This is a genomic window from Lentzea sp. NBRC 105346 (assembly GCF_030269605.1).
Taxonomy (GTDB): Bacteria; Actinomycetota; Actinomycetes; order Mycobacteriales; family Pseudonocardiaceae; genus Lentzea.
Window position 1 is genome coordinate 99,305 of sequence record NZ_BSTQ01000012.1, and the last position, 20,495, is coordinate 119,799.

The 20,495-nt window shown below is 68.1% G+C and carries 20 protein-coding genes; 14 read left to right on the forward strand and 6 right to left on the reverse strand.

Annotated features, from left to right (window positions below):
- Nucleotides 1–27 precede the first annotated feature (27 nt).
- From QSK35_RS24830 to QSK35_RS24855, 6 genes are all read left to right on the forward strand, one after another.
- Nucleotides 28–543 (forward strand): YbaB/EbfC family nucleoid-associated protein, encoded by a 516-nt coding sequence (locus QSK35_RS24830; RefSeq protein WP_285749880.1) that lies wholly within the window; start codon nt 28–30, stop codon nt 541–543.
- Entirely contained in the window at nt 543–869 is a 327-nt protein-coding gene (locus QSK35_RS24835) for a hypothetical protein (protein ID WP_285749881.1), read from the forward strand. Before QSK35_RS24830 ends, QSK35_RS24835 begins: the two co-directional genes overlap by 1 nt.
- Nucleotides 866–2,140 carry a hypothetical protein gene (locus QSK35_RS24840; protein WP_285749882.1) on the forward strand — a complete coding sequence of 425 codons (1,275 nt, stop codon included), beginning with the start codon at nt 866–868 and terminating at the stop codon, nt 2,138–2,140. Before QSK35_RS24835 ends, QSK35_RS24840 begins: the two co-directional genes overlap by 4 nt.
- Entirely contained in the window at nt 2,137–3,282 is a 1,146-nt protein-coding gene (locus tag QSK35_RS24845; RefSeq protein WP_285749883.1) for a hypothetical protein, read from the forward strand. The genes QSK35_RS24840 and QSK35_RS24845 overlap by 4 nt, the downstream gene beginning before the upstream one ends.
- 90 nt (nt 3,283–3,372) lie before the next feature.
- A complete protein-coding gene (locus QSK35_RS24850; RefSeq protein ID WP_285749884.1) occupies nt 3,373–4,203 on the forward strand; it encodes a DUF5753 domain-containing protein in 831 nt (276 codons plus the stop codon).
- A 12-nt stretch (nt 4,204–4,215) separates the two neighbouring features.
- Complete coding sequence (locus QSK35_RS24855; protein ID WP_285749885.1) at nt 4,216–4,374, forward strand: DUF397 domain-containing protein; 159 nt, start codon at nt 4,216–4,218, stop codon at nt 4,372–4,374.
- Here QSK35_RS24855 and QSK35_RS24860 read toward each other — a convergent pair.
- On the reverse strand, nt 4,352–5,002 hold the full coding sequence (locus QSK35_RS24860; protein ID WP_285749886.1) for a DUF3159 domain-containing protein: 651 nt from the start codon (nt 5,000–5,002) through the stop codon (nt 4,352–4,354). The two genes, QSK35_RS24855 and QSK35_RS24860, sit on opposite strands and share 23 nt — an antisense overlap.
- Before the next feature lie 126 nt (nt 5,003–5,128).
- Here QSK35_RS24860 and QSK35_RS24865 point away from each other — a divergent pair, with 126 nt between their 5' ends.
- From QSK35_RS24865 to QSK35_RS24890, 6 genes are read left to right on the forward strand one after another with little or no spacing between them, the layout of a single operon-like run.
- Entirely contained in the window at nt 5,129–6,340 is a 1,212-nt protein-coding gene (locus tag QSK35_RS24865) for an ROK family protein (RefSeq protein ID WP_285749887.1), read from the forward strand.
- A gap of 14 nt (nt 6,341–6,354) precedes the next feature.
- Nucleotides 6,355–7,689, forward strand: a complete 1,335-nt coding sequence (locus QSK35_RS24870) for an ABC transporter substrate-binding protein (RefSeq protein WP_285749888.1) — start codon at nt 6,355–6,357, stop codon at nt 7,687–7,689.
- Nucleotides 7,690–7,702: 13 nt separating this feature from the next.
- Entirely contained in the window at nt 7,703–8,695 is a 993-nt protein-coding gene (locus QSK35_RS24875; protein WP_285749889.1) for a carbohydrate ABC transporter permease, read from the forward strand.
- Nucleotides 8,692–9,579: a carbohydrate ABC transporter permease gene (locus QSK35_RS24880; protein WP_502881711.1), complete on the forward strand. Its 888-nt coding sequence runs from the start codon at nt 8,692–8,694 to the stop codon at nt 9,577–9,579. Before QSK35_RS24875 ends, QSK35_RS24880 begins: the two co-directional genes overlap by 4 nt.
- Nucleotides 9,576–10,844 (forward strand): 6-phospho-beta-glucosidase, encoded by a 1,269-nt coding sequence (locus tag QSK35_RS24885; RefSeq protein ID WP_285749890.1) that lies wholly within the window; start codon nt 9,576–9,578, stop codon nt 10,842–10,844. The genes QSK35_RS24880 and QSK35_RS24885 overlap by 4 nt, the downstream gene beginning before the upstream one ends.
- A 3-nt stretch (nt 10,845–10,847) precedes the next feature.
- The gene (locus QSK35_RS24890) at nt 10,848–11,861 is read left to right on the forward strand and encodes an N-acetylglucosamine kinase (protein WP_285749891.1); all 1,014 of its coding nucleotides are present in this window, start codon (nt 10,848–10,850) and stop codon (nt 11,859–11,861) included.
- Nucleotides 11,862–12,180: 319 nt separating this feature from the next.
- Here QSK35_RS24890 and QSK35_RS24895 read toward each other — a convergent pair whose 3' ends face one another.
- Nucleotides 12,181–12,549 (reverse strand): hypothetical protein, encoded by a 369-nt coding sequence (locus QSK35_RS24895; protein WP_285749892.1) that lies wholly within the window; start codon nt 12,547–12,549, stop codon nt 12,181–12,183.
- A 144-nt stretch (nt 12,550–12,693) separates the two neighbouring features.
- Here QSK35_RS24895 and QSK35_RS24900 point away from each other — a divergent pair, with 144 nt between their 5' ends.
- A complete protein-coding gene (locus QSK35_RS24900; protein WP_285749893.1) occupies nt 12,694–13,524 on the forward strand; it encodes an SGNH/GDSL hydrolase family protein in 831 nt (276 codons plus the stop codon).
- Between the two features lie 235 nt (nt 13,525–13,759).
- Here the strand turns inward: QSK35_RS24900 and QSK35_RS24905 are convergent, their stop codons facing one another.
- Nucleotides 13,760–16,534 (reverse strand): AfsR/SARP family transcriptional regulator, encoded by a 2,775-nt coding sequence (locus tag QSK35_RS24905; RefSeq protein ID WP_285749894.1) that lies wholly within the window; start codon nt 16,532–16,534, stop codon nt 13,760–13,762.
- A gap of 237 nt (nt 16,535–16,771) precedes the next feature.
- Here QSK35_RS24905 and QSK35_RS24910 point away from each other — a divergent pair, with 237 nt between their 5' ends.
- Nucleotides 16,772–17,797, forward strand: coding sequence for an ADP-ribosylglycohydrolase family protein (locus QSK35_RS24910; RefSeq protein WP_285749895.1), 1,026 nt, complete (start codon nt 16,772–16,774; stop codon nt 17,795–17,797).
- A gap of 117 nt (nt 17,798–17,914) precedes the next feature.
- On the opposite strand, the gene QSK35_RS24915 is transcribed toward QSK35_RS24910, so the two are convergent.
- The 3 genes from QSK35_RS24915 to QSK35_RS24925 are packed head-to-tail and all read right to left on the reverse strand — an operon-like array spanning nt 17,915 to nt 20,450.
- A complete protein-coding gene (locus QSK35_RS24915; RefSeq protein WP_285749896.1) occupies nt 17,915–18,649 on the reverse strand; it encodes an FAD:protein FMN transferase in 735 nt (244 codons plus the stop codon).
- A gap of 2 nt (nt 18,650–18,651) precedes the next feature.
- Nucleotides 18,652–19,080 (reverse strand): FMN-binding protein, encoded by a 429-nt coding sequence (locus QSK35_RS24920; protein WP_285749897.1) that lies wholly within the window; start codon nt 19,078–19,080, stop codon nt 18,652–18,654.
- Between the two features lie 14 nt (nt 19,081–19,094).
- Nucleotides 19,095–20,450, reverse strand: coding sequence for a ferredoxin reductase family protein (locus tag QSK35_RS24925; protein ID WP_285749898.1), 1,356 nt, complete (start codon nt 20,448–20,450; stop codon nt 19,095–19,097).
- Nucleotides 20,451–20,495: the final 45 nt, after the last annotated feature.

Below are 20,495 nucleotides of genomic sequence, written 5' to 3' on the forward strand. Positions count from 1 at the left end.
ACGGTCACGCGTGAGCAAGGGGACGTGATGACCAATCCACACAAGCTGCTCGACGACTACGAGAAGCGCACGACCGCGCTGCTCGAGCGAGCGGAAGAAGCGAAGGCCAAGATCGCGGAGCTGACCGGCACCGCCACCAGCCAGGACGGCGCGGTGACGGTGACCGTGAGCGCGGGTGGCGCGCTGCTGAACCTGTCTTTCGGCAGCAAGGCGGACGGCATGCCGAAGGAACGGCTGGCCGCCCTCGTCATGACCACCGCGAAGCGCGCCCAGGCACAGGCCGTCGGCCAGATCGCCACGATCATGGCCCCGGTGGTGGGCGAGAACAGCGACGCGATGCGCTTCGTCCAGGAGCAGATCCCACCCATCGAGGTGCCCGACGAGCCCCCACCCGTGGCGCCGGCGCAGTTCGTGGTGAACGAGGAGCAGCAGGAGAGCGTGCAGACCCGGCCGGCGCCGCGCCCGAGTCGTCCGGCACCTGCTGCAGAGAATGACGACACGGACTTCGACCAGCGTGATCTGTTCAAGCGGGGTGGTTGGTGATGAGCGGCGGTTTCGAAGTCGACCTCCGGGTGCTGGAGGCCCACGAGCGCGAGCTCAAGACACTCATGGCCGCGCTGCCCGACGCCGCAGAAGCAGGGGCCTCGTTGTGGAACCCGCAGGCCTTCGGGGTCATCGGCATGTTCTTCGCACAAGTTCTGAGCAACTGGACCGATGACGCCGTCGAGTACGTCGGCAAGGTCAAGCAGACCGGCGACGCGGTGGCCGAGAACTTCGCGGGCATGCGGCAGGAGTACGCCGACAACGAGGACCAGGTGGCTCAGGCATTCGGCAAGCTGCGCGACGGTCTTGACGGGGTGGCTCCATGAGCGAGCAAGGCAATCCGCTCAACGCGACTGAGGGCTTCGAGTGGTCGAGCCTCGTCAAGGGGTCCAACTTCGACAGTCCGACGCAGGCGTGGGACGCGTCCGGCATGTTCGGCAGTGCCGCGAACGTGATCTACGACGGCATCAAGGGTGACTGGGGCGCTGTCGCCGCCGACACGGCCGGCCTCGGGCTCGATCTGCTGGGCTTCGCCATGGACCCGCTGGGCAGCATCCTGTCCAGCGTCATCGGCTGGCTCATCGAGCACATCGGGTTCCTGAAGGAGCCGCTCGACCTGCTCGCGGGTGACCCGGACGCCGTCACGGCCATGGCCACGACATGGAAGAACATCGCCAAGCGCCTGCACGAGACCTCGCAGAAGTACTCCGAAACCCTCGGCACGCTAGAAGGCACGCATGGAGCCGCGATCGACGGCTATCGCAAGGCCGTGCAGAACTTCTCCCAGGTCGTGTCCGGCGGCGGCGCCCACGCGGACTCCGCGGCGCAGGCGATGACCGTGGCCGCGAGCGCTGTAGGTGTGGTGCGCGGCATCATTCGCGACCTGATCGCCAACTTCGCGGCGGACGCGATCATCAAGTTCGCTGCGGCGTCCGCGCTCGCCCCAGTCACCTTCGGCGCGTCGGAGGCGGCGTTCATCGCCGACACTGTCGCGGAGGGCGCCGTACTCGCCGGGAAGAACGCCAAGAAGGTCAGCAAGCTGGTCAAACAGCTGGAGAAGGTGGCGGACGACGCCAAGCACTCGCGCAACATGATCAAAGGCACGACGCGCAACCTCGACCAGAGCGTCAACAAGTTCAACAGCAATGCCGTGAAGCACGCGCAAGAATCGTTGAACATGGCCAAGAAGGCCCAGGCGGGCAAGCTCGGGGCCGACGACCTCGAAAAGCTGAAGGAGCTCGGCAAACGCGGCGACGATCTGAAGGCCGCGAAGTCCGCAAAGGACGGACCGGCCGACCAACTCGGGCAGACGTGGCGCGACAACGCCCAGGACCGCTATGGCAGCACCAACCCTCGTGCCGAGGCGCTCGAAGGTCACGTCGAGACCCAGGGCGGCTTCCCGAAGGCTCCCAAGATCGTGGCGAACTCGATCGTGCAAGGGTTCAGCGATCAGGTACACCGCGAACAGGACGGCCAGGTGAAGCAGGACGACAAGGACAAGGAATGGCGTGAGTACTGGGAGGCAGAGCGGAAAGCCGCTGAGAATCCGCCGGTCCAGGGTCCTCGACGCGAGTGGCGTCTGAAAGGAAACCTGTGACCGAGGCGCTTCTCCGCAGGGCGGCTGCCGCCGTGCTCGTGGCAGTCGCCACCGCGACCCCGATCGGCGGGTACCTGCTTCTGCTGGAGTGGAATGACCGCAGTTCAGAACCGCTGCAGGATTACCTCGTCGGTGGAGGCGGGATCTGGCTGACCATCGGCCTCGCCCTGTGTGTGTGCTGGAACCGCGTGACCGTGTGGCCAGTGATCACGCGATGGGCTGCTGTGCCAGGCATGTTCTTTGTGCTCGTCGCGGGTCTCAAGATCGGACTACTGACCTCTGCACCTGTCGCACTCGGCTTGCTCGCGGTGACGTGGGCGATTGCGGCTGCCGTACGACTGGTGACCACGCGTCCTGTGACCACGGCCCTGATCGCCTCCCGGCTCGAGATCCCGTTCGAAACCCGCGGTCTGAGCGCTCGCCTGGTCATACAGCAGGACCGGCTCGTCCTGGACAGCATGCGGTCACGGTGGAAGCGGTCGCGAGACGTTGTGGCAGTGCCGTGGACCGCACTGCAATCGGTGCGACTGGAGCAGGTGAACGAAGCCACCACGTGGCAGGTACTGGTCTACGCGGGAGACGACGTCGGCGCAAAGGCGCTCGACTACGACGTCTCACCGGGGCCGGCGCTGCGGATTGTCGGGACGGCACGGGAGTTGCTCGTGCCCGTGACCGGACCGGTCGGCGAGGTCGTCATCAGGGCGATCGAGGCCAGATCAGCGGGAGTCGAAGTTTCCGACGAACCGGTCGACGCGGAGCGATGGAATGCGAAGATCCGCCTGCGGTGGACGGGCGTGCTGACGCTCAGGCAGCGCCGCGCCGGGCTCCACCACCGCACCGACTACCGACCGTGGGGCCTGATCGCCGTTATCGGTTTTCTGCTGGCCCCATCGGTCACCGCGGTCATAGCGGCCGTGGCCGGACTCACCGGATTCGACGAGCTGTACGAGAACATCGCCGGCTGGAAAGGCGTGCTCGGCTTCGGTGTGATCGGCGCGGGGTTCGCGTTCCTGATTCGCCTTCCGCTTCGCCAGTACCGCGACTTCCAACAAGGCAACGCGTTCATCGAGGCGTTTCCCGAGCCGCCGCCACCGCCGGCGCGCACGGGCACGACTCCCAAGGCGCGCAAGCGAAAGCGCTGAAATTTGGAAGCCTGCCAAGCGACCTACTTTCAGGTTGTTCTGGCCCGAAACAATGGTGCTCAAGGGCCACCACCCCCTAGCTTTCCTGGCATGCCAAAGAGAATCTCCAGCGTTGTCGGACGGGAGTTCGGCAACGGGATATGCGCAGCGCTGCGTGACGCCGGGCTGAGTGCTCGGCGCGCGGCCCAGATTCTGGACTGGGACGAGGCCAAGATCTCGGCCCTGGCCAACGGGAAGGGTGGATCGACGGAGTCCGAGGTATCCCTGCTGCTCGGGCTGTGCCACATATCCGCTGCCGACTACCGGCGTCTGATGGCGCTCTTCCGCGAGTCACGTGAGAAGGGCTGGCTCCAGTTCCCGGAGTCTGGCGTGCCCGACCAGGTTCGCACGCTCATCGAACAGGAGCGGCTGGCTAACGCGATCACGGTCTGGAGCCTCAACCTGGTCCCAGGTCTGTTGCAGGTACCCGGATACACGCGTGTTGTGACCCAGGCATTCGTCAACGTGCACGGAGGCAACGTGGAGGAGTTGGTCGCCGCCCGCACCGCCAGGCGCGAGATCATCGACTCGGGCCGCACGTTCACATTTTTCGTGCACGAGCAGGCGTTGCTGCTGCCGATCGGCAGTCCGGAAACCATGTCCGATCAGCTGCACGAGCTGATGCGCATGTTGATCCGGCCAAATGTCGACCTGCGAATCGTGCCCACCGCAGTCGGTGTTCACGCCGGCCTCGCGGGTTCATTCACCAAGCTGGCGTTCGCAACATTCGAGCCCATCGTGTACCAGGAGGGCCTCAACACCAGCCTATTCCTGGAAGACAAGGAATCCATGGCCATGTACCAACAGGTGTTGGAGGCACTCGACCAGCAAGCACTCGATGCGGAAGAATCCAAGGAGCTGATCACCAGCATCGTCACGTGAGGGAGGCCCCGGATGACCACCTGGCGCAAAAGCAGTCACAGCGGCGGTGGCCAGGACTGCGTCGAGGTGGGACGCGGCGTCGGCATCCGGGACAGCAAGGCTCCGGCCACGCACCTGCCGCTCTCCCGGACCGCCTGGACGGTCTTCCTCAGGACGCTGAAGCGTCGTTGACCCGTGGGTGGCGAATCCCGGGGTGGTCGGCGGGCAGTGACCGCTTGAGCAGCCACCCCGACACGACCACACACAGCACCTGCAACGGCCAAGTCAACGCGACCCGAGCGGTGAGCAGCAGACCGATGTGCGCCCCGAGCCACAACGGCGTGAACACGAGCACCCGCAGCACGTACTGCCCCACCCAGGCCCACGAAGCGATGCTGTAGGCGCGCAACAACGCAGAATCCCGGCGCCACCGGAACTTCTGCCCGAGCACACCCCCGACGACCACGCCGAGCAGCGGCCACCGGAACGCGATCGAAGCGGCCCACACAAGCGCGGACGCGGCGTTGGACAGGAGCTGGACGAGGAAGAGGTCCTCGACGCGCCCTGTGTAGACGGGGACAAGCGCGGCGATCACGACGAGCGCGACGGACACCAGGACGGCCCGCGGCCGGGTGCCCCGAAACCAGCGAACGAGCCCGATCACCGCGCCGACCAGGACGGCACACACGGCACCTGCGCCGATCGAGTGATCGAAGAGCAACCAACCCAGCACGAACGCCACCGGAGGCAGCGAGGCGTCGAGCGCGCCGCCGCGACCTCCGAGCAGCTGGGCGAGTTCCGAGTGGCGCACGTCCGTCATGCTTCCAGACTGCCTTAGGGCAACCTAAGTCAGGTCACAGGACCATATCGGGGATTGACCACGGTGAACCACGTCACTACCGTGACCCGAAATCGTCTGGAAAGTTAACAGACAGGAGCTGACCCAATGCGTGCCGGAAGCCCACGACTGCTGCGGGAGATCAATGACCGCGCAGCGATCGAGGCTCTGCTGCGCAACGGGCCGCTGACCAGGTCGGAGCTGGAAGGTCTGATCGGCCTCTCCAAGCCGGCCACCGCGCAGCTGCTCACCCGGCTCGAGACCGCCGACACCGTGATCCGCAACGGGTTGCGCGGCGGCGGGCGCGGGCCGCGGGCGCAGCTGTGGTCGGTCAACGGCGCGCTGGCCCACGTGGCCGCCGTCGACCTGACCCCCGAGACCGTCGACGTCGCCATCGCGGACATCTCCGGCGCCGTGCTCACCGAGCACCGCGCCCCGATGCCCAAGACCGGCGAGGTCCTCGAGACGTTCGTCAGCGCGATCGGCAAGGCCGCCGGCCAGGCGGGACTGGCCACGCAGCAGCTGCTCCACGTCGTGGTCGGCAGCCCCGGCGCGGTCGACCCGGCTACCGGCGAGCTCGCCTACGCGCCGCACCTGCCCGGCTGGTCCGGGTTCGACGTGCCCGGCCGGCTTCGCTCGGCGCTCGGGACGAGCGTCAGCGTGGAGAACGACGTCAACCTCGTCGCGCTCGAGGAGATGGTGGCCGGACGGGCCACCGAGGTGCGCAACTTCGTGGTCATCTGGCCCGCCGACCTGGTCGGCGCCGCCGTGGTGATCAACGGATCCCTGCTCCGCGGCGCCACGGGAGGTGCGGGCGAGATCGACGGCCTGCAGATCCCCGACCGTGCCAACGCCGACACCGACACGGACCGCCTCGGCGGCACGTTCGGTGAACTGCTCAGCAACGTATCGATCTGCAAGCTGGCCCGTGCGCACGGGCTGGCGGCCCGCAACGGTCACACCGCGGTGCGCAAGGCACTCGCGGCGGGCCCTGCGGGCCGGGAGTTCCTGGTTGATCTCGCCAGGCGCATCGCCACGGGAGTGGCTAGCGTCGTCGCGGTGCTCGACCCGGAACTGATCCTCCTGTCGGGCGAGATCGCCCAGGCGGGGGGAACGACGCTCAACGATCTCGTTGCCGCGGAACTGCGGCAACTGGTGGTGCCTCGAACACCCGTACAGCTCGCTCTGGTCACCGGGAAACCGGTCCGCTCCGGCGCCCTGCACTCGGCGCTCGCGGTGGCCAGGGAACAGATCTTCGGGCTCCCGGCCGCCACCACCGAACCATTCCGCGGCCACGTTGCCGCCACGTCCCCCCGTTGATCGAAGGAGTGCGCATGCGCAAGACCACTCGTGCTGCCTTGCTGTGTGTCGCCGCGGCGCTGTCCCTGACCGCGTGTGCGGCAGGCAAGGGTGGCGGCTCCAACTCCGGTGCCGCCGCGGCCCCCGGCAAGGATGACAAGATCACGCTCACGGTGTGGAGCAACTACTCCGACCGCGAGTACGAAGAGGTCACCAAGGCCCTCAACAGCTTCAAGAAGAAGTACCCGAACATCGAGATCAAGCACGAGGGTGCGCAGGACGACGACAAGATCACCGCGGGTATCCGCAGTGGCAACCCGCCGGACGTCGCGATGTCGTTCACCACGGACAACATCGGCTCCTTCTGCTCCACGGGCGCGTTCCAGGAACTGAAGCCGTACATCGACCGCGACAAGCCGCCGATGGACCAGATCAACGAGGCCGTCCGCAGCTACACCGAGTACAAGGGCAACCGCTGCGCGATGCCCATGCTCACCGACATCTACGGCCTGTACTTCAACACCGACATGCTGTCCGCGGCCGGCCTGACCAAGCCGCCGTCGACCATCTCGGAGCTGCTCGACTACGCGAAGAAGACGACCAAGAAGGCGGCCGACGGCTCCATCGAGGTCGCGGGCTTCCTGCCGACGATGATGTTCTACAACAACCGTCCGCAGATCTGGGCCCCGTTCTTCGGTGCCGAGTGGGACAAGGACGGCAAGTCCGCCCTGGCCTCGAGCCCCGGCTGGACCGAGATGTTCAAGTTCCAGAAGGACCTCGTCGACTTCTACGGCTACGACGCGCTCGAGCGCTTCCGCGCCGGCCTCGGCCAGGAGTACTCCGCGGACCACGCGTTCCACCAGGGCAAGATCGCGATGATGATGGACGGCGAGTACCGCACCGCCTTCCTCAAGGCCCAGGCCCCGAACATCAAGTTCGGCACCGCGCCGTTCCCGGTCCTCGACTCCAAGAAGTCCGAGCTGCAGGGCGTCGGCTTCACCACCGGCACGATCATGGGCATCCCCAAGGGCGCCAAGAACCCCGGCGCCGCGTGGGAGCTGATCAAGCACATGACGTTCGACAAGGAGACGATCGTCTCGCTGGCGAACGGCATCAAGAACGTGCCCAGCACCAAGGAATCGCTGTCCGACCCGAACCTCCAGGTCGACGAGCAGTTCAAGACGTTCATCGACCTCGCCAAGAGCGGCAAGCTCAAGGGCAACCCGGTGACGCCGATCGGCGACGCGCACATCAAGGCCGTCGGCGACTACGCCACCGAATGGCAGTCGGGCAAGTCCACCGACCTCGCGGCCGGTCTCAAGGGAGTCGATCAGCAGATCGACGACCAGATCGCCAAGGCCGGCAAGTAAAGGAAGACGGAAGATGACTGCCACGCTGGAACGCGTGGACGTGCGAAGGACCGCCCCGGCCAAGGGGCGGTCCCGAGCCCGCGCACGCAACCGCTTCACGGTGCTCGCGTTCATGGCGCCGGCCATCATCGGGTTCGTCCTGTTCTTCGGGTACCCGCTGATCGCCACGGTGATCTTCTCGTTCACCAAGTACGACCTGATCAACCCGCCGGAGTTCATCGGACTCGGCAACTACACGTTCATGTGGGGCGACAAGCTCTTCTGGACGTCCATCGAGAACACGCTGTGGTTCGTGGTCGTCGTGACCATCGCCCGCACGGTGTTCGCGCTCGGTGTCGCGTCGGTGATCGCCCGCCTGAAGTCGGGTGTGGGCCTGATCCGCACGCTGTGCTACCTGCCGTCGCTCGCCCCGCCGGTGGCCGCGACGCTGGTGTTCTTCATGGTGCTGCGCCCCAACGGCGGCCCGCTCAACAAGGTGCTGGACTTCTTCGGCGTCGACAGTCCACTGTGGTTCTCCGACCCCAGCTGGGCGAAGCCGGGTGTCACGGCGATCATGATGTGGGTCTGCGGCGACCTGATGATCATCATGCTCGCGGCGATTCTCGACGTGCCGCAGGAACAGTACGAAGCGGCCGAGCTCGACGGCGCGGGCCCGATCCGCCGGTGGTGGCACATCACGCTGCCGACGATCTCGCCGGTGCTGCTGTTCGGCATCGTGAACTCGATCATCCTGGCGCTGCAGCTGTTCACCCAGGCGATCGTCGCCGGGTCCGCGGCGACCGGGTCGGCCGACCCGACCGGCAGTACCAAGAACCTCGGGTACCCGCAGAACTCGCTGCTGACGTTCCCGACTTTCCTTTACCAGACCGGTTTCCGGTACTTCGACATGGGCTACGCGGCCGCGATGGCGACGGTGCTGTTCGTCATCTCGTTCGCGGTCACGATCGTGCTGGTCAACAAGATGCGCAAGAGCTCGCACGCGGAGGAAGGGGGTCCGGGCGCATGACCACCACGCTTCCGAACCCGGTCGTGGTCGCTCGCGAGGAGAGCCACGCGAAACCCCGCAGCCCCAGGCAGATTCTGGACTGGGTGGCGATCCACAGCATCGGCCTCGCGATGGGCCTGATCTTCGCCGCACCGGTGGTGTTCGTGCTGCTGACCGCGGTGATGTCCGACGACCAGGCGTTCACCGCGGACCTGTGGCCACGCGAGTGGCACTGGGAGAACTTCATCGAGGTCTTCGAGAAGGCCCCGCTGGTCCGCTACCTGTTCAACAGCATGCTGTACTCGCTGCTGGCGACCCTGGGCATGCTGCTCTCGTCGATCCCGGCGGCCTACGCGCTGGCGAAGCTCAAGTGGCGCGGGCAGAACGTGGTGTTCCTGCTCGTCATCGGCGCCATGATGCTGCCGCCGCAGGTCGTCGCGGTCCCGCTGTACGACACGTGGTCGTCGCTGGGCCTGACCGGCACGCTGTGGCCGTTGATCGTGCCGTACTTCCTGTTCGACGCGTTCAGCATCTTCCTGCTGCGGCAGTTCATGCTCACCATCCCGCAGTCCTATGTGGACGCGGCACGGGTGGACGGCTGCACGGAGTTCCAGGCGCTGATCCGGATCATCGTGCCGATGGCGCGGCCCGGTATCGCGGCCACCGCGCTGTTCTGCTTTCTCTTCACCTGGAACGACTACTTCGGTCCCCTGCTGTACACCAGCGAGGTCAAGGACCAGTGGACGTTGTCGCTGGCGCTGGCCTCGTTCAAGGGCATGCACTTCGTGCAGTGGAACTCGGCGATGGCCGTGACCCTGCTCGCGATGCTCCCGGCCGTCGTGCTCTTCGTCTTCGCACAGCGGTCGTTCGTCAAGGGAATCACGTTCACGGGAGTCAAGGGATGAAACTCACCGTCGTCGGTGGCGGGTCCACCTACACACCTGAGCTGGTCGACGGCATTGCCGGCCGTCGCACCAGCCTCGCGGTGGACGAGATCGTCCTGGTCGACCCGGACGAGCACCGCCTGTCGATCGTCGGGCCGTTCAGCCAGCGACTCCTCTCGCACGCCGGCCACCCGGCGAAGGTGCGCACCACGACGTCGCTGGAGCAGGGCATCGAGGGCGCGTCCGCGGTGCTGCTGCAGCTGCGCGTCGGCGGTCAGGCGGCGCGTGCGTCCGACGAGACGTTCCCGCTGTCGTGCGGCTGCGTCGGTCAGGAGACGACCGGCGCGGGCGGTCTGGCGAAGGCGTTGCGCACGGTTCCCGTGGTGCTCGACATCGCGGACAAGGTGCGCCGGCTGTGCGGCGAGAACACCTGGATCGTCAACTTCACCAACCCGGTCGGCATCGTCACGCGGGCGCTGCTGCAGGCGGGCCACCGCGCCGTCGGCCTGTGCAACGTGGCGATCACGTTCCAGCGCTGGACTTCCGGGCTGCTCGGCGTCGAGCCGGACGCGGTCGAGCTGGAGCACGTCGGCCTGAACCACTTGTCGTGGGAACGCGGCGTGTTCGTCGACGGCAAGGACCGGCTGCCGGAGCTGCTGGCGCAGCACGCTTCCGGCCTGGCCGAGCACATCGGCATCGACGGCACGCTGATGCAGCGCCTGAACATGGTGCCGTCGTACTACCTGAAGTACTTCTACAACCACGACGAGGTGGTGAAGAAGCAGCTCACCGACGTGCCGCGCGCCGAAGTCGTCGCGGCCGTGGAGAAGGACCTGCTGGACATCTACAGCGACCCGACCGTCGTGACGAAGCCCGAGCAGCTCTCGCAGCGCGGTGGCGCGTACTACTCGGAGGCGGCGGTGCAGCTGGTGCACGCCCTCACCGGTGGCGCCGGCGCCGAGCGGCACGTGGTCAACGTGCGCAATGGCGGCACGCTGCCGTTCCTCCCGGACGACGCCGTGATCGAGGTCCCGGCGACCGTGTCGGCCTCCGGCGCGGTGCCGCTGCCGGTGCGCCCGGTGGAGCCGTCCATCTCCGGCCTGATCTCGCACGTGACGAGCTACGAGTACCTGGCGCTCGAAGCGGCGATCCACGGTGGCCGCGACCGCGTCTCGAACGCGTTGCTCGCGCACCCGTTGGTCGGCCAGCACGCCATCGCAGACCAGCTGGCCGACGAGCTGATCGCGCAGAACCGCGATCTGCTGCCGTGGGTGAAGGGAGCTTGATTCATGACCGACCGGGTGCTCGCGATCGACGGCGGGAACAGCAAGACAGCCGTGCTGCTGGTCGACTCCGACGGCAAGGTGCTCGCGCAGGTGCGCGGACCGGGCGCCTCGCCACAGGTCGTCGGCCTGCAGAAGGGCCTCGACGTGTTCGAGGGCCTGGCGCGTGAAGCGGCTGCGCAGGCTGGACTCTCCCCCGACGAGCCGATCGCCCGGCACACAGCCGCCTACCTCGCGGGCGCCGACCTGCCGCGCGAGGAAGAGGAGCTGACCGAGGCGATCGCCGCTCGCGGCTGGTCAACGTCCACAGTGGTCGGTAACGACACGTTCGCGCTGCTGCGTGCCGGTACCGCCGACGGCGTGGGCGTCGCGGTGGTCTGCGGTGCGGGCATCAACGCCGTGGGTGTCGCCCGCGACGGTCGCACACACCGCTTCCCGGCCCTGGGCCCGATCTCCGGCGACTGGGGCGGTGGCGGCCACCTCGGCAACGAGGCGCTCTGGCTGGCCGTGCGTGCCGAGGACGGTCGCGGCAAGCCGACCGAGCTGCTGCCGGCGTTGATCGAGCACTACGGCGTCTCCACGATTCACGAGGCCGTGGAGAAGATCCACTTCCAGGAGATCGAGTTCGACCCCCACCCGTTGTGCCCCTTGCTGTTCTCGGTGGCGGCACGTGGTGACGAGGTCGCGCAGGCCGTGGTCGATCGGCTGATCGAGGAGATCACGCTGCTCGCCACCGTGTCGCTGCAGCGTCTCGACCTGGCCGGCGAGGCCGTGGACGTGGTGCTCGGCGGTGGCGTGATGACCGGTGCCACGGAGGCCGTGCTGGGCCCGGTGCGGCGGCACGTGCTGGAGGTCGCGCCGCTCGCCCAGGTGCGGGTGGTGGATCTGCCGCCCGTGGTCGGGGCCGCGTTGCTGGGACTCGACACCATCGGCGCTTCGCCTGCCGCGGAGTTGCGCCTGCGTTCGGCGTACGACGAACACCTGCCGGCTGCGAACTTAGGAATCGCCGCGGGCTCTTAAGACCCCGCTGCCGATGGGATGGATACAGCGGTAGATCGGCGGCGGCGCCCAAAACTGAACAGTGTTTCCCACAGACCCCGCTGTAAGGGGTAGATCGGCGGCGGCGCCCCTTACAGCGGTCCCAACCCCACCATTCGCGGTAGATCGGCGGCGGCGCCGCGAATGGTGGTCCCAACCCCGCTAGCCACGGGGATTGATACAGCGGACTGATCGGCGGCGGCGCTCCCCGCGTCCTGCCGGTTCCAAGGCCCCGCTAGCGGGGGAACTGATCGGCGGCGGCGTTCCCCTGCTAGCGGTCCCAAACGCCCCCGGAACGACATCACGCGCCGATGTCGCTCCGGGGGTTTTGCGTGTTCAACGTCGGCAACTGCGGCAACGGCATCTCCGTCGTCCGCACGATGCTCGGCTGCGGCGCGGTGGTCTGCGGCGTCACGACCGGACGCGACTGCGGCGGCGGACTCGTCGGCTTCGGCTGCGGTTTCGGCAGGCTCGAGGTGGCGGCCGGCGTGTACTCCATGGGAGGGTCGTCACCGCCGATGTTGGAGACCCCCGGTTCACCGTCGGGCGGACGCACGTCCTGCACCGGTTTCGCCCCGGTTCCCGCTCCGAGCACCACCCCGGCCACGAGGCCGAGCAGCACCACAACAGCGCTGATGGAGGTCCAGGGCAGGGGAAAGCCGGGTCGCACGGCGGCGAGGCTACTTGCGAAATGAGACAGAACGTCCGATTTTCCCCGTCTATCCCACGATCGAGTGGTAATTAGTTCGTCACCTACAGCTACAAAACCTACGATGCCGTAACTGACGGTGGCGTAGGTGGCGATTTCTTATGCATGCTGTCTGCCGTCACGAGGGAGGGGGACGCCGTGCTGCGCTGGAAGACTCTGGTAGCCGTAGGGGACAGCTTCACCGAGGGGATGGACGATCCGGGCGACGGCGACACGTTCGTCGGCTGGGCGGACCGGCTCGCGACGATGCTCGCCGCCAGGTCGCCGGACTTCAGATACGCCAACCTGGCGATCCGCGGCAAGATGCTGCAGGAGATCATCGACGAACAGGTGCCGCTGGCGGTGTCGCTGAAGCCGGACCTGGTCACGTTCTGCGGTGGCGGCAACGACCTCATGGTTCCGAACAGCGACCCGGACGGGATCGCGGAGCAGTTCGAGATCGCCGTCGCCGAGCTCCGCGCCGCCGGGTGCGACGTGGTGATGTTCACCGGTCCGGACACGAGGGGCACGCCCCTGCTGCGGTCGTTGCGCGGCAAAGTCGGGATCTACAACTCGCACCTGTGGTCCATCGCCGAGCGCTACCACTGCGCGATGATCGACCTCTGGTCCATGCACGTGCTGCACGACCGCCGGGCGTGGAGCGAGGACCGGCTGCACTTCTCGCCGGACGGCCACCAGCGCATCGCGCTGCGCGTCGCCGAGTCGCTCGGGCTGCCGGTCGAAGAGGAGTGGAACGCGCCCTGGCCGCCGCCGGTCGAGGCCGAGTGGATGACGCAGCGGCGGCAGGACCTGAAGTGGGCGCGCGAGCACGTCGTGCCGTGGATCGGACGGCTGTTGCGCGGCGAGTCCATGGGTGACGGGCTGGCGCCGAAGCGGCCGGAGTTGTTGCCGCTGGCGCGGATTCCCGAGGACGACCGGGAGACGGCGAAGCCCTGACGGGACTTGCTATGGGGGGAGCTTTCCAAGCGCTGGGCGCTTGGAAAGCTCCCCCCATAGCACTACAAACCCAGAGGAGGGGTTACCGGCACTCTCCCCCGAATGCCGGTAACCCCTCCGTTCGGTGGCCTACCCCCTCGATCCCCCTTCAGCCACCTGGACACCGTCTTCCGCAAGAAAGATCCGTGCCCAGAACCAACCTCCCACGTCCGATCCCCGCCGGGCTAAACACCGGCTAAACATCGGATCCCACCGTTTCGAGCAACGCCCGCACCTCGGCGGCCCGCCCCGAGTTGACCTGCTCGTACAGCCGCAGAGACTCCGCCAGCTCGGCCCGAGCGGCGACGTTCTCCCCGCGACGAACCAGCACGCCTCCCAGCACGAACCGCCCGAACGCCTCGTACAGCGTCATTCCCCCCGCGGCGGCGAGCTCGATTCCGGTTCGCGCGTACTCCTCGGCCTCGTCGAGCCGGCCGAGCTCCAGGTACAACTCGGCCAGATTGTCGATACCGCACACGTAAGCCGCGGAATCGCCGGACCGGTGATAGATCTCGACGGCCTGGAACTGGTGGCGCACAGCGGTGTCCGCGCGCCCGAGGGCCTGTTCGACCTGTGCCACGTTGTTGAGGCCGTGCGCCTCGCCCACCATGTCGCCTTCGTGGCGGGCGAGTTCGACGGACTCCCAGAAGTGCAGCAGGGCCTCGTCGTGATGTCCCAGGCGGAACAGCACGTCCGCGAGTTGGGCGAGCGTCAGCACCTGGTACCGACGCTCGCCCAGCTCGGTCGCGAGCCGGTGCGCACGACGCGCGTCCGGGAGCAGGACGGGCCTGCCCATCCGGGCGTTCGTCGTGTACGCCGCGTCCAGCATCAGCACCTGGCCGAGGAGGCTCCCCGTCACCTCGGCAGAGGCCGTGCCGAACCCGACGAGCGCCACCCACTCCCCCGTGAGGGCGCGCACCGTCGCGTAGGGGTGCAGCAGCCTGACGATCTGCCACACCTGGTCGTGCAGACCCGCTTCGGCGGCGGCGTGCACGACCGCCACCAGGTTGGGCCACTCCTGGTCGAACCACGTCAGCGCCCGGCGCGGGGTGGCCGCGGTGGGCAGGGCCGTGCATCCGTTGTCCCGCAACGCGAAGTCGAGGCCGTCGCGCGACGGGCGGATCGCGTTGCGGACGCGGTCGCACGCGACGAGGTAGTAGTTCACCAAGCGCCGCAAGGCATCCGGGTCGGCGACGCCGAGCCCGCGGACGTAGAGCCGCACCAGCTCGTGCATGGCGAACCCGTCCGGCCAGGGCTCGGTGAGCAGGTTCACCTCCACGAGCTGGGATAATCGGCGTCGCGCCGAATCCAGTGGAATCCGGCACAACGCGGCCACGGCGTGCGGCGACACCGAACGTCCTGGCGCGAGGCCCACCGCCTGGAACACCTCCCCGAGTTCCGGCGGCAGGCCCCGGCAGGACAGGTCGAGGGCGCGGCGCACCCCGACCTCCGACTCCGGCAGCTCCAGCGAGCGCAGCCGGTTGCGGTCGTCGGCGAGCTCGGCGATCAGGTCCCCGACCGTCCATTCAGGACTGATCACGAGCTTCGCCGCCGCGACGCGCAGCGCGAGCGGCAGGCACCCGCACAGCTCGGCGAGCTTGCGGCTCGCCGCCGGGTCCTCGATCGACAACGTCCTCCCCAAGACGTCGTCCACCAGCCGCACCGCGCTGTCCTCGTCGAGCACGCCCAGCCTGCGAATTCGGGCGCTGTTGCTGACCACCAGCCCCTCCAACCGGCGCCGCGAGGTGACGAGCACCAGCGACCCCGATCCCGGTGGCAGCAACGACTGCACCTGCTCGACGCTCACCGCGTCGTCCAGCACCACCAGCACCCGCCTGCGGGCGAGCAGCGAGCGGTACAGGCCGACCCGGTCCTCCTCCTGCACGGGCACGCCGTCCGCCGGAACCCCCAGTGCCACCAGGAACCTGGTCAGCACCTCCGCCGGTTCCACCGAGCCGAGCTCGGCGTACAGCACCCCGTGTGGAAACTTCTCCGCGTGCCCGTGTCCCCACGTGATCGCGAGCGCGCTCTTGCCGACACCGGGCGGGCCGGTCAGCACCGCCACGGTCGTCGCCGTCAGGTTCCGGCTGTCGCACACGTCGTCCAGCCACCGCGTGTCGGCGCCGCGGCCGAACAGGTCGGAAGCCGCCGCGGGCAGCAGTGCGGGCACCACGATCCCGGCGCGCGGCGCGACCGTGCGAGGTTCGGCCGAGCCGATCACGCTCAACGCCGGGTCGTCCTGCAGCACCTGCTTGTGCAGCATGCGCAGTTCGGGACCAGGATCGATGCCCAGCTCCTGCACCGCGCGGCGCTGGAACCGCTGGTAGGCGTCCAACGCGTCGGCCCGCTGACCAGACCGGTAGAGCGCGCGCATGCTGTGCGCCACCAGGCGTTCCCGGTACGGGTACTCGGTGCACAGCTGCCGCAGCTCGCCCACCAGCTCCAGGTGGCGGCCCAGCTCCAACTCGGCGTCGATCCGTTCCTCGATGGCCGACAACCGCAGCTCGTCGAGGTCCGTGGTGATCGGCTCACCGGGCACGTCGGAGAGCACCGGGCCGCGCCAGAGGCCGAGTGCCTCGCGCAACAACCCCGCGCGGATCGCGGCGGGCTTGCCACGGGCCGACGCGACGAGTTGACGGGCCCGGTGCAGATCAAGGCGCCACGGGTCGACGGACAGCTCGTACCCCGGCGGCGTGGTGCGGATGGTCGCGGAGCCGGTCGGGTCGGCCTCCTCCAGCACCTTGCGCAGCTTGGACACGTAACCGTGCACGATCGTCCGGGCGGTCGCGGGCGGGGCGTCACCCCACAGCGAGTCCACGATGTCGTCGATGGCGACCGCTCGGTTGGCCTCCACGACGAGCATCGCGAGCAGACCCCGCACACCCTTGCGGCCGAGTTGGATCGGACTGCCGTCGGCGAGCACCTGCAGGGGACCCAGCACGCCGAACTCCAGGCCGGTCTTGCTCCGCATGCTCACCCCGTCCGCGCCTCGCTGACCTTGTCACTTGGTGAGGTGCGCGAGCGTCACCCCCAGATACACGCTCAGTAAAACTTGATCGCTCAACCGCTTGGGGACGGCTAGCGAACGTGACGTTCGGGGACATCTATGTCCTCGAACGTCACGTTCGCTAGCGTCCGCACCAGGGATTCCACGTGACGCGTCTTTCGTCGGTGGAACGGAGCGTGAGGAGCCCGGTAGGGTTTCACCGTGCCGCGTGATCCCTCTTCCGTGGTTGATCGCGGCGCCGGGTGCCTCCTCGGCGGCGCGCTCGGTGATGCCCTCGGCGCACCGGTGCAGTACCTCGGCTGGGCGGACATCCAGCGCGAACACGGCCCGCAGGGCGTGCTCTCCCCGCCGAAGCCGGCGCTGGTCACCGACGACACCCAGCTGACGCTCTTCACTGCGGACGGTTACCTGCGCGCGTGGGTGCGCGGGAAACTCACCGGCGAGTGGGAGCCCATCGAGACGGTGTGGCACAGCTACCGGCGCTGGCTGATCACCCAGCAGCAGGACGCGCCCGACGAGGGTGCGGCCGGGCTGCTCGCCGACGAACGGCTGTACGAGAGCCGCTCGCCCGGCCTGACCTGCCTGCGCGCGCTCGCGTCCGAGACGCCGTCGACACCGGAGGAACCGCACAACGAGTCGTCCGGCTGCAACGGCGTGACCAGGACGGCACCCGCCGGCTTCGCGCCGAGCGCGAGCATCGCCTACGACCTGGGCTGCCGGTTCGCCGCGCTGACCCACGGCGGCACGGGCGGCTGGGTGTCCGGTGGCGCGCTCGCGCTGCTGGTCCACCTGCTGGCGGTGAAGAACCGCCCGCTCAAGGAAGCCATCGACCAGGTCATCGGACGCGTGTTGCGGGACGACACCTACACGGCGACCGTGCTGACGCGCGCGGTCGTGCTCGCGGAGGAGAAGCAGGAGATCCGGGTCGAACGGCTCGGCAGCGGCTGGACCGGTCCGGAGGCGCTGGCGATCGCGGTCTACCTCGTGCTTTCACACCCGAAGCCGGCGCAGTTCGCCGACGCGATGCGCGCCGCCGTCAACCACTCCGGCGGCAGCGACGCGACGGCCGCGCTCACCGGGAACATCCTCGGCGCGCTGCACGGCACCGACGCACTGCCGCGCGACTGGCTGGCCGGGCTCGAACTGGTCGACGTGCTCGACGGGATCGGCCGCGACCTCGGGCGGTCCGCGGTCAACGAGCCGTTCGAGGAAACCCGCTACGCATAAGCAGAACGACCCGCTGGAGCACGTTCCCGATAACGCACACCAGCGGGTCGTTCCCACACGGGTTCCGCAATTTCTTCCGTGCCAACGGATGCCCCGAGCCTCCGTTGGGCGGGCACTTTAGCAGACCTCCACCGGAAGTCCAGCCGTCTGCATCACCCTCCGGTCCGACGTGACGGCGAAGACCTCGCAGTTCTCTTGTGCCGCAGCCCATTCCACGCCTTCGAGGCCCATCGCGAACGCCGCCGTCGCGGTCGCGTCGGCGGTGGTGAGGTCCGGCGCGTAGACGGTCAGGCTGAGCAGACCACGAGCCGGTTCGCCCGTGCGGCCGTCGATGATGTGCTCGCCGCGTTCGTAGAACGCCGACGTGGCAACGGATCCGTCCCGCACCGCCAGCACGACGCAGAGCTTGTCCGCATCCTCCGGGTGCCGAACGCCCACACGCCAAGGCTTTCCCGGTGTGGGCTCGCCCGCGGCGAAGACGTCGCCGCCGGCGTTGAGGCAGAAGTTCCGCGCGCCACCGCCCAGCAGGACCTCGCCCGCCCGCTCGACCGCCCAGCCCTTCACCACGGCGCACGGGTCGAGGCCGCGGCCGGGCAGGCACAGCTTGAACGCGCCGCCGGTCGCCTCCTCGTACCACGCGCAGAGGTCGAGCACCTCGACCAGATCCGGGGTGAGCTCGTCAGGGGACAGCTCACCCCGGCCCAGCCGCGACACCTCGCTGTCGGACTTGAAGGGCGAGAACCGCGCGTCCGCCTCGCGCAGCCACTCGAATGCCTCGTCCACCAGCGAAGGGTCGCCGTCTCGCAGGTCCACCGAGATCGGCAGACCCATGATGTGCTCGACCCGGTTCATGGCTACTGGGCCTGGTCGATCGCGGACTGCAGCGACTGCTTGTAACCGCCGCTGGTCGCGGTCGCGCCGGACACCGTGTCGATCTTCGCGCTCTGCGCCTGCAACGCCGACTGCTTGAGCAGCGGCAACGCCTTCTTGGTCGGAGCGGTGTTCGGGGCGGTGACCACCTGGATGTCGGTGATCTTGGTGCCCTGGAAGACCGCCTGGACCTGCACGTCACCCTCGGACGTCTTGATCAGCTTGCCCTTGACGGTCTTGTTGGCTGCCTGGGGTGTGCCGGCCTGTGTCTGTGTCTGCGCCTGTGTTTGGGCCGGGGCCTCGGTGACCGGCGCCGCGACGTCGGTCAACGGCTCCTCGGCGCCGGGCTCGAACAGCCACACGGGCACCAGGCCCGCGGCCGACAGCACGAGTACGGGAATCGCCCTCTTCATCGTCTGAAGTCCTCTCAGCTCGCCAGTGCGAAGCGCTCGGCGTGCACCTGGTTCGCGGGGACACCGATCTCGGTCAGGGCCTCGAGCACGGCGTCGGTCATCGCGGGCGGGCCGCAGACGAACACGTCGCGGTCCTTCACGTCCGGCGCCAGCGCGGCGAGGTTGCGCGCCCCCAGCAGGGGGCCGTTCGGGGTGAGCACCTTCGACGACCCCGTGACCAGGCGCAACACCGCGCCCTTTCGCTGCGCGATCTCCTGGATCTCCCGCAGCAACACGGCGTCCTTCGGGTCGTTCACCCGGTAGAGCACGACCACGTGGCCCTGGATCTCCTCCAGCAGCGCGCGCACCGGCGTGACACCGACGCCACCCGCGATGAGCAGGGCGTTCGGCTTGGTCTGGTGCATCGTCGTGAAGGCGCCGTACGGGCCCTCGGCGAAGACGCGGGTGCCGACCTTGATGTCGCGCAGGCTCCGACTGCCCTCGCCCAGCGCCTTCGCGGTGAGCCGCAGGTACCGGCCGTTCGGCGCCGCGGACAGCGAGAACGGGTTGGCCGACGACATCCGGCCCTTGGCCAGGAAGCGCCAGAGGAAGAACTGGCCGGCCTTGGCGGGCAGCTTGTCCAAGTCCTTGCCCTCGATGTAGATCGACACGACGTTGTCCGACTCGGGCACGACGGCCGCCACGCGGAACTGGTGCTTCCAGTTGCGGTACAGCGGCAGCGCGACGCGTCCGATGAGGACGGACCCGAGCGCGAAGCCCCACAGGCCCCACCAGTACGCGGTGCCGATGGCCGAGTTGCGGAACGAGCTGCCGACCACGATCTGGTGCAGGAACGCCAGGAAGATCGCCACGTAGGTGTAGAGGTGGATGAAGTGCCAGGTCTCGTAGGCCATCCGCTTCCGCGCGAACCTCGCGGACACGATGCCGACGACCATGATGATCACCCACGCGACCAGCGCCCGGAGGATGCCTTCCAGCTCGGTCGTCTGCCTGATCAGCTCGGCGACCGGACCGCTGTCACCGGCGTTGCCGAAGATGATGAACGTCAGGTGCCCGACCAGCATCCAGAAGATCGTGAAGCCCACCCAGCGGTGCCACGCGGTCAGCTTGTCCATGCCGAGACGGCGATCCAACCAGGGCAGCCGCGCCACCAGGAGCAGCTGGAACGCCATCGCGAGCGCGCCGTACAGGCCCATCAGCCTGCCGAGCGCGATCAGCAGGTTGCCGCTGGGCACGGCGAGGTAGAGGGCGGTCACAGCGAGGACGTTGGCGGCGAGCCCGGCGTACAAGCCCGTCTTCGCCACCGCCTTCTGCCGTAGCCCGCCCGCGCCGGCGGGCGCCGGGCGCGCGGGAAGCTGCATGGTGGTCACGGCGGAACTCCTATGTCGGTGACGTTGCGTCGAGCTTCTTCGGGT

Coding starts and splice junctions, on each gene's coding strand:
- QSK35_RS24830 (WP_285749880.1), top strand. CDS start 28: ATGACCAATCCACACAAGCTGCTCGACGACTACGAGAAGCGCACGACC.
- QSK35_RS24835 (WP_285749881.1), top strand. CDS start 543: ATGAGCGGCGGTTTCGAAGTCGACCTCCGGGTGCTGGAGGCCCACGAG.
- QSK35_RS24840 (WP_285749882.1), top strand. CDS start 866: ATGAGCGAGCAAGGCAATCCGCTCAACGCGACTGAGGGCTTCGAGTGG.
- QSK35_RS24850 (WP_285749884.1), top strand. CDS start 3,373: ATGCCAAAGAGAATCTCCAGCGTTGTCGGACGGGAGTTCGGCAACGGG.
- QSK35_RS24855 (WP_285749885.1), top strand. CDS start 4,216: ATGACCACCTGGCGCAAAAGCAGTCACAGCGGCGGTGGCCAGGACTGC.
- QSK35_RS24860 (WP_285749886.1), bottom strand. CDS start 5,002: ATGACGGACGTGCGCCACTCGGAACTCGCCCAGCTGCTCGGAGGTCGC.
- QSK35_RS24865 (WP_285749887.1), top strand. CDS start 5,129: ATGCGTGCCGGAAGCCCACGACTGCTGCGGGAGATCAATGACCGCGCA.
- QSK35_RS24870 (WP_285749888.1), top strand. CDS start 6,355: ATGCGCAAGACCACTCGTGCTGCCTTGCTGTGTGTCGCCGCGGCGCTG.
- QSK35_RS24875 (WP_285749889.1), top strand. CDS start 7,703: ATGACTGCCACGCTGGAACGCGTGGACGTGCGAAGGACCGCCCCGGCC.
- QSK35_RS24880 (WP_502881711.1), top strand. CDS start 8,692: ATGACCACCACGCTTCCGAACCCGGTCGTGGTCGCTCGCGAGGAGAGC.
- QSK35_RS24885 (WP_285749890.1), top strand. CDS start 9,576: ATGAAACTCACCGTCGTCGGTGGCGGGTCCACCTACACACCTGAGCTG.
- QSK35_RS24890 (WP_285749891.1), top strand. CDS start 10,848: ATGACCGACCGGGTGCTCGCGATCGACGGCGGGAACAGCAAGACAGCC.
- QSK35_RS24900 (WP_285749893.1), top strand. CDS start 12,694: ATGCTGTCTGCCGTCACGAGGGAGGGGGACGCCGTGCTGCGCTGGAAG.
- QSK35_RS24905 (WP_285749894.1), bottom strand. CDS start 16,534: ATGCGGAGCAAGACCGGCCTGGAGTTCGGCGTGCTGGGTCCCCTGCAG.
- QSK35_RS24915 (WP_285749896.1), bottom strand. CDS start 18,649: ATGAACCGGGTCGAGCACATCATGGGTCTGCCGATCTCGGTGGACCTG.
- QSK35_RS24920 (WP_285749897.1), bottom strand. CDS start 19,080: ATGAAGAGGGCGATTCCCGTACTCGTGCTGTCGGCCGCGGGCCTGGTG.